The sequence below is a fragment of the Paenibacillus sp. Paensp38 genome (assembly GCF_059491915.1).
In genome coordinates, this window is record NZ_CP168516.1 from 1,876,981 (window position 1) to 1,894,137 (window position 17,157).

Genomic DNA, 17,157 nt, shown 5'->3' on the forward strand with positions numbered 1-17,157 from the left:
TTCCGTTTCCATATGGGTATTTTGGTGATTGGTAACAGGTAGTGGAACTTATAGGAAGATAACCAAAAGTCCACATACTAAAAAGAAGGACCCAAAGAGTATAGATACAGAGCCTCTAAATTTCATGTCGTCAATGTAAGCGTCGCTTGGTTCTGAGTCACCTTTGATCTTCCAGGCTTCGTTTGCACGCCATCCCCAAGTGGGAATTCGTTTACTTAAAATACCAAGTGAGAAAAAAATAATCGCGATAAAAATAAGCATGAATCCCATTTGATCAACTCCTTAAGTAAACTATACCAAAAAAGAACGACAGATGGAAAGTGTCGTCCCTCAAGGATAGATGGAAAAAAAGAGGGCTTTGCCCTCCATATGATGGTGTAATGTTAATCTGAATAGGCAACCGCATTAAAACTTTCTATTCCTATTCGGGTGGCATCCGCTGTGCAAAATAAATATAAGGTATACACTAATTCATTTGATGGTGGTAGAGGGACATTGTAATCGGATGCATTAATGGTAACGACCTGTACAGCGTTTGGGTTTGCTTCGGAGACACTAACAGAGTAAAGAGCGTATGCAACAGGAGAGTCGAGAGTGCCTCTAACAATAGAAATAGCAATAACGGAGTCAAAAGGTGGAGTAGTGGGAAATGAAAGCTCAGCAATCCCTGATAATTGTACACGCATATTTTCCCCAGCGCCCGTCACGTCTAAGCCAAGCTCTGCGATGGCAACAGGAGTATTGGCTGGCATGGAGATTGAGATCGTATTACCGTAACTTGCGTTTTGAGATGTTCGAGCATCTAACAATCTAGTCATTATCTCATCTCCTTTTTTGGGTAAAGAATTTGCAAGCTGGAAATAGAAAGATACATACTGTGCAGGGGCTGGATCGGTTGATAGTAGGGCTATTAAGCTTTAGAAGGATAAGCAGTAATAATCTAACACGATAGGGTCAGACCTATGCCTATTTTCCCAAGATCAAGTCAACAGCCCAATCTTTTTGGTTAATTGCACAATAAGCTACTTTGACTAGACTTTGGAGGTGATCATTAATTATGTTTAGACATTATTATTGGCAAAAGAAAATGCATCGGAGAAAATTTAGAAGATGTGTAGTTAAAAAAGTCAAAGTTTTACCGAAAGTTATTGTTAAAGGGATCCGAGGACCTCAAGGACCTCAGGGACCGCAGGGAGCGCAGGGACTGCCGGGTCCACAGGGAGTTCCAGGTGCTCAAGGCCAGCAAGGGCTACAAGGTTTTCAAGGAATTCCCGGACCAACAGGACCCGCAGGAGCAGTAGGGCCAGCAGGAGCAGTGGGGCCAGCAGGACCAGTGGGACCGGCAGGAGCGGTAGGACCCGCAGGAGCAACGGGGGCAGCAGGGCCAGCAGGCGGCGGGATATCAGACTTCTTAAGTGTCTTCCGAGCAGATCCTGGTACGGGAACGGACACAGTTCCGGGTAACTCACCAATTACCTTTACTGGAGTTTTGGCTAATGTTGGTGGTGCATTTACTTTCACTCCTCCATCTACAACGATAACAATCAACGAAACGGGAAGCTATCTAATAGATTTTACAATTCATAACCAAGGTGATGCTGCCTTTAACCTTACCGTAAATGGAATCCCTGTTACTCCTGTTCCCTTCACGGGTAACGGTGGCGGACCAATTTCGGCAGAAGTCATTATTACTGTAGGGGTCGTTCCTACAACTATTCAATTGGTAAATGCAAATGCAACCCCAGCCCAACTTCATAACTTTACCAATACTACTCTTACTATATTAAAGTTGACCGTTTAAGCCATTTTTAATGATATATAGAACATTATATGTAGCCGCTTTAGAAAAGACTGTACGATTTCATATCGTCAGTTTGTCTAATTCACTTATAGTAAGCAGACGAATTTATGGGGGAGGGATTGTATAGCATGGCAAGAGAACGTAGTGGCAGTAATAAGATCCATTAAACACTATCACTACTCCAAAGCCTATCTTTAAAGTTAAAATGGTAAATCCGCAGTAACATTGTAAAAAAAACAATGATATTATTCAAACATTGAAATATGAATGCTAAGAAGGTTAGGAAACTTTTCCTACCTTCTTTTTGTTGTGGCATTTAAAAAAGAAATTTATTCGCACGAAGATCAATAGTAAATCTGGATAAGTCAGACGTTATTCTGTATTTATAGTAGTTTGCGAATGTAGTCCATCCGGCATCGGTTAGCGTCAAAGATGGACATTGGTAGGGCGAACAGTTCCAAGTAACTCCAATCAGTGAGGCATTTTTAACTGGCTGTCAAAAAAGCATCAGCGGGCGTAAATAATTGACCTGAATCACACTAATGGAGATTTGCCGGAGCTACTTGTATCTGTATCGCACACAAGTTCACCAGTGGGAACGTGATCAATATCTGTACTTTACTAAATAGTGAAACCCCTTGGGGCTCTAGGGGATATGGCCCATTGGTGAGATAAACCAAGACACCTTCAAGGTAAATGGAAATTCTCTTTCTGAAAATGCCATAGTGGTAAGCGTAAAGGCACAGCATAGTAAAACAGCAAAGGCAATCGAATCATGAAGCTAAAGATTGCTGACAAATTGTCGAAAACATCAGTAAGTTCTTCAACATTAGTCATTAGAGAATCCAATGTGGCTAAGACAAAGAAGAAATTAGACAGTGTTGAGAAGGCTATAGCTAACTATAAGTCCTTCTCTTTTTCTTCCGAATTAGCATGGTCAGGAAAAGGAGGACAGGCAGAGCAATCTGAAAGATAGGCCAAACTCGAACCAAGGCTACATGAAGACCGAACCACAAAAATTCGGTTAACCTAGAGGAGAGAAACGTAAGGGCGTATATGATGATACTTAGCAACAGTAAAGCAGGCTTATATCTAAAGGGGGTTATCGTTTGAAGCCCAATGACGGCACCAAACATAAAACCAGCCGTTTTGATTCCGATTCCAATAAATAGAATCATCGAAAACAGGACATCAGCTCTCTCAACGATCTTCGGTAGCTGAATTAGTTGTGTAACCTCAAATAAGGGATAGGTGCTTGATGCTGCCCATTCCGGACCTAAAACCAGGATTGTTAGTTCATTCATTACAATGAGGAACACAGCAGTGATCCAGTAAACAATGACGATTGACCGCTGTAATTTACGTTTATCCGTAACAATCTTGAACAGCACAAGAAAAAGAACCGTCTGCCCGAAGGGAAAAGACACGATCTCGGGAATGGCAGCCTTCACTACGGGAGTTAGACCATTCTCCAATACAGGAAATAAAAATTCAAAGTGAATGAGTCCTGTAAAAGGAGTAAGCAATAATAAAATGCCATAACCAAAAACCAATAGAAGAAGGAAGATATGACATAGAAGGAACCAGACCCTCGGTCCAAACCACACTACATCGGCACAGACAATTAACGCTATAAACGTAATAACTTCGGTAGGAGTTCTGTTAAGTAATGTCAATGCGCCGAGCTCACCAATGTCCCTGACACTCCTGGAAGCTTCATAAGCAAAGTAACTGATGAACAGAAGACCACCCAGACTACCTATCCATTTTCCCCAATAACGGCATAGGAGCTCGTACAAATCTCGATGTGGATCAAGTTTATGCATGTATAAATACATGATTAGCAAGACGAAGCCTACAAGTGCGCCGATCAGCATGGCTAGCCATGCATCCTGCTTGGCTGTAGCTCCCAAGAGGAATAAGGTTGTACTGCCAACCTGAAACAAGGAAAAAGCGATAGCTAACCCGGATACCCTGGTGACGGTTTTATTCATACTTTTTAAGCCCCTTTATACAAAATGGGTTAGGTTTGACTTCCGATATGCTTCTGTAGGAGGCCAGGACGCTGAATCCGTGCATCCACTCGAATGTCCAGTTCTATCTTCTTGAATTCCTGATCCCAGTCTTTTTTCACCGTTCCCCACTCCCTTGGGAACCTCCGGTGAATCCGGTCAGCAAAACCAGTTGCGTCTACACCAAGTTCCTGAAGTTTAGCCCAGCCCTTATTTATCGTACTGGTCACTTCTTTTGCAATCTCTTCTTCCAGATCATGTATGGTCTTCGTCTTGGAAATATCCTTAGTGCATGTAGTTTCATTTAAAGTCCCATTAATTTTCACTCCAACCTGCATAGTGTAATGAGAACTGGTTTTTCTGGGTGTAAGCTTTACATTAGCAGAGTTTACTAGTATGGAAGAGTACATTTCCCTACCGGGCTGTTTGCTGCATGGGAACGAAATTTCGCTGTTGTTAATCTTTTGAGACAGATAAGATACACCCAGACTCTCTTCCTTGTTGAGAAACCCTTTGAGCTTTCCTTTTTGGAATACCGCCAATTTAGTCAATGCCAGTTTGAGCGGGGCCGAGGTTTTTTTGAAGACATCCAGACTCTCTGCTTCCTTCACATCCTGATAGTCCCCTTCTCCGGTCAACTCGGCGACCGGTACTCCAATAGATTTGGAATCCGAGTTCATGCTTAATACGAAATCATAAACCCTAACTTTCGGAAACACCGATAAAATATCACTCTCTTTGTCGACTAATTCAGCCATGGCGACGCCTTGAAGTTTTTCAGGCGGCAGTAATTTCTTTAATAGATCGGATGCTAAGCCGTCCGTTACAATCATAGTTACCATCTCCCTTGCTTCCGTATTACGAAGATAAAAATCAATTAAACGGTCCATTCCTTTCTCAGCCGCTCTCTTACCGATAAATACAACACGATTATGTGCTATGTAGATTTGTCTTGATGTTTTTAAATTGCTGTACGATAACGCCTGGTTATAGGTTTTGGACTTTACTGAGAATACATGGGATGCCGGTTGAGAAGACCCTCCCGTTCCTCCTCCGGTACCACTTGCAAGGGCGGAGGGAATAATAATCTGATAGGACATCATCCACTGTCCGTCGTCCATCATATCTACTCCTGTAGCCGCAGTTACCCACAGCTCATTCAGTTCGACTCGGTTCCAGCAACCCGCCAAAATGAATAATATGACCAAGGCCAAAATAAATCTACCTAATTGGGACATATCGGTTCCTCCTTACGCCATGGGATCTCGGCTGTGTTCCCCCGCTTGTTCTGCAAATGATTCCTGTTCCGTTGCCTGTCTTACTGGATTGACATCCCCAATCATTTTCGGCCGTTTCTTCATCTTCCACCAAGGTACACGCACAAACAGGTCTTTCATATTGCTCGTATAGAAAGGTGCGAGCGGCATCATATAAGGAACGCCGAACGAATTCACAGATACTAATCGAACGAGGATGGGAACCAAGCCCGCCAAAACGCCGTATAATCCAAATAAACCCGCTAACAGCATTAGTCCAAATCTGAGCAAACGAACAGCCCCCGCCATATTGATCGCAGGTAGTACAAAGTTGCAGATAGCTGTGAATGAAACCACAATCACCATAGCTGCAGAAACCAATCCCGCCTGTACAGCAGCTTGTCCAAGAACCAATGCCCCAACGATAGAGATTGCAGGCCCTACGGCGCGCGGCATTCGTACTCCTGCTTCGCGAATAACCTCAAAGGTCAGCTCCATTAGCATTGCTTCAAGCAGGGCTGGCAATGGTGTATTCTCTCTCTGCGCAGCCAAAGTGATGAGCATTGTTGTAGGCAGCATTTCCTGGTGAAACGTTGTTGTTGCAATAAAGAATGAGGGTAATAGCAATGCCAAGAAAAAGGATGCCATTCGAACGATTCGAAGAAAAGATGCCAGATCATAACGTTGGTAGTAGTCTTCACTGGATGCGATGAACCGAAAAAAGGTTACAGGAGCAATCAATACAAATGGAGTCCCATCAACCAATATCGCTACTAACCCCTCAAGCAAGCTGCCTGCTACAGTATCCGGGCGCTCAGTGTTATATATGGTTGGAAAGGGGGTCCATACCCCATCTTGAATAAATTCCTCGATATATCCACTTTCGAGAATACTGTCCGTGTTAATGGAATCTAATCGTCTGGAGATTTCCTTAACCACCTCTGGATCTGCAATGCCTCGAATATATGCCACCGATACCTTCGTCTGCGTGTATGATCCGATAATTCGAGAATCAAAGTGGAGTTCAGTTGATTTGATCCTTCTCCGGAGGAGTGCGATATTGGTGGATATATCCTCTGTAAACCCCTCTTTAGGACCGCGAATTACTGTCTGCGATGTTGGCTCCTCAACCGCTCTTTTAGCCCCCCCGCTCATAGAAGCAGCAAAGGCCTTGGTGCTGCCTTCGACAAGGAGAACCACCTGTCCATAAAGAACGGCATGGATAAGTGCTTTCTCATTTTTAAGGCAAGTGATGCCCCCAATAGGAATACGATCCATCAACCAACTTTCAACATTACGATCGGAGAGATCCCCATTTCGAATACCTGCAGTAAGTTCCTCCAGCAGTGTCGTTAAAATTTGCTGATCAATCAGGCCTTGAAGAAAACCTACAGCGAGAACCGGATTGCCCTGTTTATCGTTCAAACAACGAAGAATGAAATCCGTGCTATGTCCTATTTCCTGCTTCAGCAAGGTCACGTTGTCCTTAAGCGTGCCACTCAGTTCCTTGGATAACTCAGTCGTTTTTTTATCATTAACTGGTTCAGAGCTCGTGCCATTTTTAGATCGTGAAGGCTGCTTAAACAGCCATTTTTTTAACTTGTCAACCATAGCAATACAGTTCCCTTCTAGATAGCGGTTAACTGTAATATGTTGCTATTCCACGATTTATATGTACACACCTTCCAAAAGATGTTTTTATATCAATTTATTTCAACTATGTTTACAATAGTAGAAGCTTTTTTAGTGGCATACGGCAAAAATTGTTGGCCGGTATAGACACAGTCTAAGAGAAGGGCTTGCGGATGTCGTTTTTGTATTGGATGGATTCGTTGTAGCCAAAGACCTTCATTCAGAGTTTTTAAAAGATGAGTCATTTCGAATGGTGGTATCTCCAGATCATCTGCTGGCATCTCGTTCCTCATTGATTGTTGATGACTTTCACAGAGAACAAATTTGGTTGCTTTACCATAGGATTTACCGGATATATCATTTTCTGCGCAAATGCTCTGGCATCGGGAAAAGTGGATTTTCACATCGTTGGCTGCTCTAATACATGTTGCAAAGAATGAATTAAAATCAAATGAAGCATCTGGCTCATAAGAGGAGCACTTGCGAAGTTATTTAAAGCACAAAAAAGTCCTCCGGAAATCACCATTTAAAGATATTCTTGCCAGATGTCATTTTTCGTTGGCTACCGTGAGGGAGGCAGAGCACTTAAATATTGCTTTTTGATAGCTGTCCACTTGACAGGAGGCGCTTCAGTTTGGAGAGGTTTTTACTCTTTTATAAGGGGAGACGATATTATGGAAGCAAAACCCGCTGTAGAATAATATAGCTCTCAGTCTTAGTGAAATAACTATTAGAATGCCCCCAATAGAAAGAATCGGCAGCCATGGATAAGAAAATAAAATAAAATCCTAGACTGCCGATGTTCTATTGAACTCTCGTGTCCCTTAAGTTCAATCGCTTCCCTTTTCATAAAAGTTGTTGTGCAAAGCTTTCTGCCGTTTAAATCATGTCTTACTCCAAGTCACTTTGTAAATTTCTAATCTCCACCGAGTTCAATCGTTTTCGTGGCGACACGGTCATGAAATTCCCGATCATGTTCCACGAATACAATGGTCGGCGTGTACTCAAGCAACAGCTCCTCAATTTGCATCCGGGAAATCACGTCGATAAAGTTGAGCGGTTCGTCCCAAATATGCAGATGAGCCTCCTCACATAGGCTTCTCGCGATTAGAACCTTCTTCTTCTGCCCGCCGCTAAACGCCGATATATCCTTCTCAAACTGGATGCGGGCGAAATCTAGCTTACGTAACACGGCCTTAAATAAGCTTTCGTCAATTCTGTGCTCTGCTGCATAATCGGAAAGCGTTCCTCGCAGATGAGAAGTATTCTGGGATACATAGGAAACGCGAAGCTGCGGCTCCCGCTGAAACGTACCTGTATAATGTAGCGTCTCATCGTTCAGCAGGCGAAGCAAGCTAGACTTACCTGAACCATTTGGACCTGAAATTGCAATCCGATCTCCTGGTTCGATCGTCAGACAAATGTTCTTGCAAACCGCTCTTTCCCCGTAGTAAATCGTGACGTGATCCAGCATAGCCAGTTCCGATTTGGGATACACGAGCTGAGAGATCGCAAGGCTTTCTGACTGTTCGATATTTCGGAGCAATTTCGATTTTTCCTCTAAAGCGGCGTGTTGCCGCTGTTCGATGGATTTCGAGCGTTTCATCATTTTCGCTGCCTTATGCCCGACGTATCCCTTGTCAAGCTTGGAGCCGGAGTTTCGTGTGCCGTTCTTCGATTTTTCGGTCTCGAAAGACCAGCCGCTAGTACGTTTAGCAGAAGCAGATAAACGCTGTATGTCTTTGTACAGCTTTTCGTTTTGTGCCATTTCGAACGTATCTTGGCGAGTTTTGTTCGTCCACCAACTGGAGAAGTTGCCTTTTTGGATTTCGATATTCGTTTTGTTGATCGATAGAATATGATCCACGCAGCGGTCGAGAAAAGCCCGGTCGTGTGAAACAAGAATAAAACCGCGCTTCGTATTCAGATAATCGGCGACAAGCTTGCGTGCGTGCAAGTCGAGATGATTGGTCGGTTCGTCGATGAGCAGAAATCGATTGTCTTGGATGAATAGCACGGCCAGCAATACCTTCGTCTGTTCTCCTTGGGACAGCGATTCGAATGGCCTGTACAACACGTCTTCTGAAACCTTAAGCAGGTTCAGTTCGCGCATCAACTTCCAGCTCTCATAGCTTGGCACGATCTCTTCGACGACGTCTAAGGTCAAATACTCCGGGTGATCGACGGGAAACGGAAAATAATCAAAGGCGACTGGTGTGGAGATCGTACCGCTGTATTCGTATTTCTCCTGCAACAGGTTTAAGAACGTCGTTTTCCCCCGACCGTTTCGCCCCGTAAAGCCCAACTTCCAGTCTGTATCAATTTGAAAATGAACATTTTCGAATATGGGGTCATAGCTGCCTGGATAGGCAAAAGTAAGATTGGTTACCTGAATGGCGGGCATGGCAGTCATCCTTTCGTTTGGAAATAAAAAAGAGCCGCAAGAAAGGTGCTATCTTGCGGCTCTAATCCATACGAGGAAATACGGCCCCATTTCAAGGGGCCGTATGACTGTCCGGAGAGGGAGCGCAAACGAAACGCAGACCTTTCTTGCAGAGATGAATAAAACGACCACAGCCGATCGCTGAGTCCGTTCTTTTCGTGATCTCAAAGCAAGAAAGTTCTACATGTATCCGTTCAACTCCCGTCATCAAATTACATCCAGTTTATCACAATAGTAATTTAACTACAACCTGCGTAGCCCTGTTAGGCTGAAGCCTCGCGTAGTTCGACATGCTCCTTAGATCGATTACTGTTATTCAACTATCCTGCTCGTTCGTATTAGGTTAATAACATATGGGTTTTTAAACTCCCTAGCGTTATAGCAGCAGAACCAATTTAAGATATAAGTATAAAAACCTCTGATAACTCAGGGGCTTATTTTGCATCTTGAGGAGGTGACGAAACCCGTGGCAAAAATAAAATCCACATTGGATATACAACTAGATCTGACCAGGCCGGTTGAAGAATTGACTGAGGTTATTTCTGCTGCCATTGCTTCACAACCAGCACGCCGGAAAGAAAAATACTTAAAGGATTGGATATAGCAATAGGAAATGCATTAGCAAAGATACAGGCCCAAGAAGAAAAAGATCAGAAACCAAACGATGATAGCCAAGGAAAAGTTTCCTGAACAGAGAGACGGGGGAAAGAATGTTGGATGAGTGGGAGATTTTTAAATTTAGTGCCACTTTAGGTAGTAGCGCGGTAACGTATTTTTACGGCAGGTGGTCGGGAGTATTGGGGGTGTTACTTGCTCTGGTCATTATTGATTATGTGACTGGACTATTTGCTGCTGGCGCAGAAGGTAAGAAGGGAACCGGACCCGGCTTAAAAAGCAAGATTGGTCTTATCGGTATCGCTCGAGAGGTATTTATTTTTACAATAGTTGCTGTATCTCATCTAATCAATGGAGTCTTAGGCGATTCGCACCTTTTCCGGGATGCGGTCGCCTATTTTTATATGGCAAATGAGCTGCTTTCGATTGTTGAAAATGGCGGCAGGCTTGGTGCGCCAGTCCCGTCGATCATTCGGCAGGCTGTGGAAGTTTTAAAGAGTAAAAGCGGAGAAAGGAAGGTGACGGGGAAAATGCAGATAAGCAAAAAAAGGTAACGCGCAGGGAACGACGTATCTCGCTATCAAGGCAATATTGATTGGAACCTGGTCAAAGCGGGAAGCGCGACATTTTGCTGATGTGGTGGATCAGGTAGACGGTGCAAAAGCGCTGGACTTTCCTGCGGTGATGGATTATGAAAACAACCCCGGCAAGCTGTCCAAAACGCTTATTAATGCTGTGGCGTTGGCCTTCCTGATCGAGCTGGAGCGGATTACAGGACGTAAGCCCATTATCTATACGGGCAATGCATTCGCAGCTAATTTTAATGCTTCATTAGGTGGCTACCCACTATGGATAGCCCGTTACAGTGAAACGCGCGTACCGAGCGATACAGTGACGTGGAAACGTTGGGATATTTGGCAATACAGCGATAGTGGCAAGGTATCCGGGATAAAAGGAAACGTGGACCTGAACGAATTTGATGGAACAACGGACGAGCTGCGCAAATCGATTTGGCGTTATTGTCCCTGGCCAAGAGACAGAATCCGTACATCCGGCACATTCCGCGTAAACGGTAAAGAAGCGGGGGAAAGCCCTTCTATATGGCCCCAGAACCTATGTACCGCTACGGTCTTTGGCAAATGCCTTGGGCTTGTCTTTTCGTTGGGACAATACCAGCAAGGAAGCCTATTTAAGTGGATCCAAGCTGCAAACTGTCCAACTTGTAAAGGGTACAGCGTATGTCCAACTCAGACCAATTGCTGATGCTTATGGAGCGGTAGTGTCTTGGGATTCAAAGAATAAAATCGCATCGTTGAAAACGAAAGGGGAAGAGTAATCATGCAAACAATTATCGAAACTGTACAGCCTTACGTAAATACCATTGTCACAGCCGCTGCGGGTGTGCTTACAGCGTTTATTTTAGGAGGTCTGAAAACTCAAAACTAAGGTTAACGTGTGGCTAGAAGCGCGTACCACGGCGGCACAGAGGGAAGTAATCCATAAAATTGCTGGAGAGGGGTTTGCTTTTGCTCAAACAGCATTTAAAGATGCTGGAGGAGAACGTAAGCTTCAGGAGGCTTTACAGTATGCTTCACTTACTCTTTCCAGTCAAGGCATTGTAGTATCTCAAGCAGAGTTAAGGTCTGCGATTGAGAAGGCATATCTTGAGTACAAGGCCAAGACAAAAGCGGTACTAGCTACTGAAGAACAGCCAAACGAGGATGCAGTACAGGCCGCAGCTAAGGAGGCTGTATCTGGTCTGGCTGCAAAGCTTAATGATTTCTTAGCTCAGGCTACAGCGGATGTGGTCGCTGTTGTTCCTACTCAGGTGCAGTCTGAACCCGAGCTTATTTTAGCGCCGGTAGAAGCTGTAGAAACGCCTATGACCACGGAATAAAAGGATAAAACCAGTACCCTGCTGGTGTGTGCTGGCAGGGTGCCTAAAAATGTATTTATTAGGAAAATTGAATTATTTGCATATTACTTTACGATATTATCATTGTTAATTGAAGTTTAAAGGCGGGTTGAATAAGATGGTGTTCAATATACTAAGTATCATAGTGATTATCTTAGGGTTATATGATTCTCCAACAGGCACAATTAGTTTAACAGGTGGTGATTTTCACCAAGGAATGAGAGTATTAAAGATTGAAAAAAATTTTAGAGCATGGCAAGGTGTCGCTTCTGACGGGACACACATTTACCTTACATCTGATCGTGATGAGAACTTCAAACTTTCCAATACAATATCTGTTTATACAATGAACGGTGTTTTTGTAACTGAGAAAACGAAAGCTTATACAGAAACAGATCAAAGAGGGCTTTTTATGTCTTTTGGAGATTGTTACATAATAGATGGTTACCTTTATGCAACGGTATATAATTTTAATTCGGGGCCATCAACAGAAGAACGTATTAGCAGGATAGTAAAGTATAGCTTGCCTAATTTAAAACAAGTAGATGAGTTCAATATAGGGTATGGCACAGCAGAGTCTTTAGCAAAATTTAATAATACATACTGGATAGTTTACCATGACTTAAATGAGATCAGACAATTTAATAAAGATTTTAATCTAATAAGATCATACCCCTTATCGGAGAACTTTGGAAATGATGGTGGTTATCAAGGCATTTTTTTTGATGGGGATGAGTTATACGCTAACCTACATGGCTCGAATAAATATGGAGAAAATTATGCGCAAGGATTGGATCATTACCACTTTAATGGTAAAGAGTTTAGATTTATTGAGCGGATAAAACCCCCTACATATGGAGCAGGTCAAGGTGTTGAAAAAGTTGGCAAACTATATCTATGGGCTGATCGTCCTGAAAATAGCATAATAGTTACCGAAAAAATTAAGAATTAATTCTGTTTCCGTTTGCTAAGATGGATTTGGATGGAAATTTAATGATATGAAAAATCACTAACCAATGCATAATCACTACAACACATACGGAAGCAGCGTTGTGCAATCCGAAAGAATCGGTGATACCCTACTGGCATACCATGGTGGGGTGTTTTGTGTATTTCTACAATTAAATTCAATAAATGAAGTTCAAAAATATGTTAGATTTTCAAGTGTAAAAAAGAACATAATTGTATAATAATTCAAGTTGTTGGCCAACCATACTTGTTGAAAATAAAACATAGAGGTGCTAACTTGAAGAGAATAGCTAAGTATTTTTCCGCAATTTTATCCGTTATTTTATTATTTAATATTTTTGGTTTGACTGTAACTTCAGCTTCAGCTGAAGAAATCACTCATCAGTCTGAAGAAGTTACTGAGGAATATGACAGACAATTGGATAAAGTGTATGAAGAATACAAGGAAAATCAGTCTGGCGTTCAATCTGAATTTGATCAAAATCACATTACTCCCTTTGCAGCTCAACCAGCATCAATTGGTCATATAATTAAGTTTACAATACAACAACTTTTCAAAAGAGGTAGTTCTGTTGCTGTTCAAACCACAACAAGAAATGTTATAACAAACTTAACTAAACATGCCATTGAAGAAGCTATTAAAGATGGAATTACTACTCTTTTGATTGACAATCTGCTTGAAGGCAAAGCATCCGGTATGCGAGCAGTTGAAAAATATGTCGATATTCAAACAGGAGCTCGTGTTGTTTATGACCCTATATTCAAACGGTATTTTTTATATTTCGTTTCATTGCTAAATGAGAATTCTTTTTTCTCATCTTGGCTCCAGGTAGTAATATTTTTTTGTGTATCGAGAACAACCCCCGGTTTGGAAAAAGAGTTTGGCCTAAGTATGAAAGAGGTCAATGACGTTATCTCATAGTATGAAAGCAAGCAAGCTGGTTTTGGATCGGCTTCATATACCGTCGATAAGCACGACAACAACAAATGCCCATTCAGTAGCCGTAAGAACTACATGCTGTATGATCGTATTCTAACATTTGAAGTAAGTGAATACTCTAAATAAATTTAAATCTCTGCTAACCTTCATTGGTTGGCGCAGGTTTTTACTGCTTTATGGATTAATAGGGATAGACTTCATTAGAATAACGGATGATGATCTTCTTTAAAATTTTTTTCTCCAAACAAGCTATAGAACAACAAGGAGCCAGATAATGGCTCAACATTTGATCAAAATGTAAACTATGGATGGAAACCAGTAGCTTTAGCTCAGAGGGATTTTCTTAAAGTTTTAGTTGGGGTAACAACAGAAGCGTACATAACCATTAATGGAAAATATTGGAATATGGTTTTAAGTAACACTTACAATTACTAAGATATTTTCTTTCCCTGTTGGCGAATTGCTAGCAGGTCTTTTTTACGCCCTTTACCAAGTTAAAAATATGTTTACTACTTAATATTTTCTGTATATATTAATATTTGGAAATTAATTTTCTTAAATTTTCCCTACAAAAATAGACTAAATTAATAGATGAGATTATCTCAATGAGCATTTCATTAAGAATAGAATACAAATCCGGTGGTGAGCCAATTGAGTTTGTAAAAGGTGAGATCACTGGCTTTACTTATAAAAATAATAGTTCCATAAACCTTTCAGCTAAGTCTCCAAACTTGGCTCATTCGCTACATATTCGAAGCAAAATTCCGCTTCATTCGCTTCCTTCAGTTATAGACAATGCGGATAATTCCAACATGCTGTATACATGGGCAAACACAGACTATAAACCTGATAGTGAGGATTACTATCGCAAATGTAATATCCAAATCGATAGAAATGAAAACACAATCCGAGATATTACGTTTACACATGCTTATGTAGTTAAGTATCAAGAACAGATTGATACCAGTAAAGAGATCCTTGAGTTTGAACTTGTTCTAAAACAAAAAGAAGATCAATTGAGAAAAATTCAATACAGTCCTCAGTTAGAATCTAAGGAAACAAGAGAAAAGGATCAGTCTGATGTCTCGCCAAAAGTACTGGAAGGTGCATATAGTAAGAATATGTTAGTGTATGCAGGAAATATTACTTTTCCGTTTGAAAATCCGATGGTAGAACTAGAAAAGACTTGGGTACGAGGCGTAGAGAAGGTAAAAGATTCGACAGACACTGTAATACATTATCCTGATCGTAAAGCATTTGCATTAGTAGCTGTTCCTATAGCTCGAAAGAAGTACGGGGACATCACAGCCCATTTACTTCAACATTCACTTGACTACAAACCAGGAAATTTACACTTTAACGAGTGGTCATATGAGGCGCAGCAAGTTAAAAAATCTAAAGAGCACATCGCAATAGTTAATGATGAAGTCAAAAAAGCTAATGGTAAAAAAGTTAAAAGTTTTTCTTATAATGGATCTGCGCAATTAGAAAGTGATAGAGATTTATATAATGCTTTTCACAACATGTATTATGAAATAAATGGGGATTACGTTGACGGGCAATGGAAAATTACTACAATATATTATGATAAATATAATTTCGAGTTTAATTTTAAACGAATGTTTACTGGGAACAACAAACTCGGTTGGGCTGCGGCCAATCTAACAAATATAATGGAATCATGGGGAACACTCAATGAGTATACGTCTTATGTAACAGTAACTGATACAAGAAAAGCCTAGAAGTGAGGTATGAATTGCAGATGAAGTTTAGATATATCTTTATTTTGATCTTGGTCTCTCTACTAGTTATAACTACTACTATAATTTTTCTAGTAAATTTTGCGGATAATACGAACTATAAATACCCAGATGGAAAAGATACCGTAGAATATTTTGGTGACGGGACTTTTCAAATTTTGAGAGGGGGGCGGGACAACTGTTTAATACTTTATAATCATCTTGCTGCTCCAACGGAAAAAGCTGTTGATAATATTGTGTCATATAAGATAAAAAAAAATATCGTATATATGGTTGGGGAAAATGGCTTCATCAAATTGGATTCAAGTACCAACACATACGTGAAAAAGAAACGGATTTCTGACTTTACTTCCGAAGATAGAGAGATATTTAATAAATTAACGGAAAAATAGAAGCTATCATAAACAAATGTGGTAGCAAGGGAGATTTAACTTGTTCACAAAGGTTAACTTAACATGCGCTTTAGTTGAGCTATTGTTATGTAAGTATTTTAAATTTATAAAGAATGGTTACCACCAGTGGTGATATTATGATTATTAAAATTGAAGGTTTCTTTTTTCAGAATTTGATTACTGGTCCCCTATGCACACAAGAAGAACTATATCAAAAGTATATACAAGCAAAAATGCTGAGTCTTAATATTAGAGATTTACCTGATATATTTTGTCGACTTCATAATTTTGATCGATTACGTTTTGAAGATGACACAGAGGTTGGTTTCGTGATTGATACAGATACGGACAGGATATATAGACCGATATATTGATGTTTAAAGCGATGTATTCGAAAGATATCTTCCCATCTCCTTTAATTACAAGTAATGAAGGACTCACATAACTGGCTACTATATTCGATTTTATAATCAAAGTCGATCACAACGAAAGTTAAATAAGTTGCCTCCGAAAGAATATCGAAAGCAGCTTATAGTCTAGGGGCTTTTTTCCGTGTCTATAAAATGGGGACTTGACCACTAGCTAAGCTAGTGTTTTTTTATTTACCTGCATGCCCTATCATAGAACGTATTTAAACATATATTAAGGTAACGACAAATAAAGGAGGTTAAAAGAGAGGGGTGCCTATGAAAATACAGGTGGCGGCGGTGTATGGACTTCTACAGCGGCAATTTTAGTGCTCTTTATTCTCTTAGTTATCATCACTAAATCACTTTGGGTTTAGTTTGTAAAAAGAACTGTTGGAAAATATCATTTCACTCATGGATATTCAATAGTTGAGCCCATTGAGCGCATAAGCTATTTGGCAATAGCCACCGTATTCGCTTCTCTTTCGGCAAATACTTGGTGGATTCCTGCCATAATAGTTTTGCGCTTATTGTATTTCATTTTATCTTTTCAGTAGCGAGTCAAGACCACTGCTGGCTTATCAGGCTTCTGTTAGATAAAATTCTCAAAGAGGTGGTAGGATGAAGGTTGAAGTAAACAAATGTAATTGCAGCATCAAAAAACCAATATATCTAAAGAGTAATGTTACTATTACCACAGTGGGTAAGGGGGCTACAGTGCTGCAAATTGATGCTAACTAGGGATAATGGAGCTTTAACTTCGAACAATTCAAACCGGGCATTGAATGTAATTATTAAAAATTTAACAGTGCATGGTGTAGCAACAACCGAGCCTGATAAAGTGCCAAGTTATGTTAGCATTACAAATTATGGTATTCTGTTGGAAGGTAGTAGCTATGTGAACGATAAGGTACTCTTTGAGAAAGAACATAGAGATTAAAAATACAAATATGGGGCTCCATATAAAAGGATTTTCCGACGTAACGGTACAGAATAGTGAATTTCACGACAACGG

The 17,157-nt window shown here is 40.9% G+C and carries 14 protein-coding genes and 3 pseudogenes; 11 read left to right on the plus strand and 6 right to left on the minus strand.

The genetic code is table 11. The features are described from left to right. Positions 1–48 precede the first annotated feature (48 nt). Positions 49–270, minus strand: coding sequence for a DUF6199 family natural product biosynthesis protein (locus ACEN8J_RS08605; RefSeq protein ID WP_069010594.1), 222 nt, complete (start codon positions 268–270; stop codon positions 49–51). A gap of 113 nt (positions 271–383) precedes the next feature. Then, on the minus strand, positions 384–818 hold the full coding sequence (locus ACEN8J_RS08610) for a hypothetical protein (protein ID WP_029517855.1): 435 nt from the start codon (positions 816–818) through the stop codon (positions 384–386). Between the two features lie 239 nt (positions 819–1,057). Between ACEN8J_RS08610 and ACEN8J_RS08615 the strand changes: the two genes are divergently transcribed. Next, positions 1,058–1,801, plus strand: a complete 744-nt coding sequence (locus tag ACEN8J_RS08615) for a BclA C-terminal domain-containing protein (RefSeq protein ID WP_340955641.1) — start codon at positions 1,058–1,060, stop codon at positions 1,799–1,801. An 896-nt stretch (positions 1,802–2,697) separates the two neighbouring features. Here ACEN8J_RS08615 and ACEN8J_RS08620 read toward each other — a convergent pair. From ACEN8J_RS08620 to abc-f, 4 genes are all read right to left on the minus strand, one after another. Beyond that, positions 2,698–3,795 carry a GerAB/ArcD/ProY family transporter gene (locus ACEN8J_RS08620; RefSeq protein ID WP_165146704.1) on the minus strand — a complete coding sequence of 366 codons (1,098 nt, stop codon included), beginning with the start codon at positions 3,793–3,795 and terminating at the stop codon, positions 2,698–2,700. Between the two features lie 29 nt (positions 3,796–3,824). Next, a complete protein-coding gene (locus tag ACEN8J_RS08625) occupies positions 3,825–5,051 on the minus strand; it encodes a Ger(x)C family spore germination protein (protein WP_029517852.1) in 1,227 nt (408 codons plus the stop codon). Between the two features lie 12 nt (positions 5,052–5,063). Then, a complete protein-coding gene (locus ACEN8J_RS08630; protein ID WP_069010592.1) occupies positions 5,064–6,680 on the minus strand; it encodes a spore germination protein in 1,617 nt (538 codons plus the stop codon). A 937-nt stretch (positions 6,681–7,617) separates the two neighbouring features. Continuing rightward, positions 7,618–9,105: a ribosomal protection-like ABC-F family protein gene (gene abc-f / locus ACEN8J_RS08635; RefSeq protein ID WP_318627228.1), complete on the minus strand. Its 1,488-nt coding sequence runs from the start codon at positions 9,103–9,105 to the stop codon at positions 7,618–7,620. A gap of 505 nt (positions 9,106–9,610) precedes the next feature. On the opposite strand from abc-f, the gene ACEN8J_RS08640 reads away from it, so the two are divergent. The 10 genes and pseudogenes from ACEN8J_RS08640 to ACEN8J_RS08685 form a co-directional block, all read left to right on the plus strand. Beyond that, positions 9,611–9,748 (plus strand): hypothetical protein, encoded by a 138-nt coding sequence (locus ACEN8J_RS08640; RefSeq protein ID WP_340955634.1) that lies wholly within the window; start codon positions 9,611–9,613, stop codon positions 9,746–9,748. Positions 9,749–9,854: 106 nt separating this feature from the next. Further along, entirely contained in the window at positions 9,855–10,313 is a 459-nt protein-coding gene (locus ACEN8J_RS08645; protein ID WP_340955632.1) for a phage holin family protein, read from the plus strand. Between the two features lie 52 nt (positions 10,314–10,365). Further along, positions 10,366–10,767 (plus strand): annotated as a pseudogene (locus tag ACEN8J_RS08650) (glycoside hydrolase family 25 protein); the annotation flags it as partial. A 124-nt stretch (positions 10,768–10,891) separates the two neighbouring features. After that, on the plus strand, positions 10,892–11,095 hold the full coding sequence (locus ACEN8J_RS08655; RefSeq protein ID WP_445744865.1) for a stalk domain-containing protein: 204 nt from the start codon (positions 10,892–10,894) through the stop codon (positions 11,093–11,095). 117 nt (positions 11,096–11,212) lie between these two features. Next, positions 11,213–11,656: a phage holin, LLH family gene (locus ACEN8J_RS08660; RefSeq protein ID WP_495594410.1), complete on the plus strand. Its 444-nt coding sequence runs from the start codon at positions 11,213–11,215 to the stop codon at positions 11,654–11,656. Between the two features lie 136 nt (positions 11,657–11,792). Beyond that, positions 11,793–12,626, plus strand: a complete 834-nt coding sequence (locus ACEN8J_RS08665; protein WP_340955628.1) for a hypothetical protein — start codon at positions 11,793–11,795, stop codon at positions 12,624–12,626. Positions 12,627–13,502: 876 nt separating this feature from the next. Then, positions 13,503–13,709: pseudogene (locus ACEN8J_RS08670) on the plus strand (fibronectin type III domain-containing protein); the annotation flags it as partial. A gap of 479 nt (positions 13,710–14,188) precedes the next feature. Continuing rightward, entirely contained in the window at positions 14,189–15,325 is a 1,137-nt protein-coding gene (locus ACEN8J_RS08675; protein ID WP_495594411.1) for a hypothetical protein, read from the plus strand. Positions 15,326–15,345: 20 nt separating this feature from the next. After that, positions 15,346–15,735 (plus strand): hypothetical protein, encoded by a 390-nt coding sequence (locus ACEN8J_RS08680; protein ID WP_039271255.1) that lies wholly within the window; start codon positions 15,346–15,348, stop codon positions 15,733–15,735. A 679-nt stretch (positions 15,736–16,414) separates the two neighbouring features. Continuing rightward, a pseudogene (locus ACEN8J_RS08685) lies at positions 16,415–16,519 on the plus strand (YjcZ family sporulation protein); the annotation flags it as partial. Positions 16,520–17,157 lie beyond the last annotated feature (638 nt).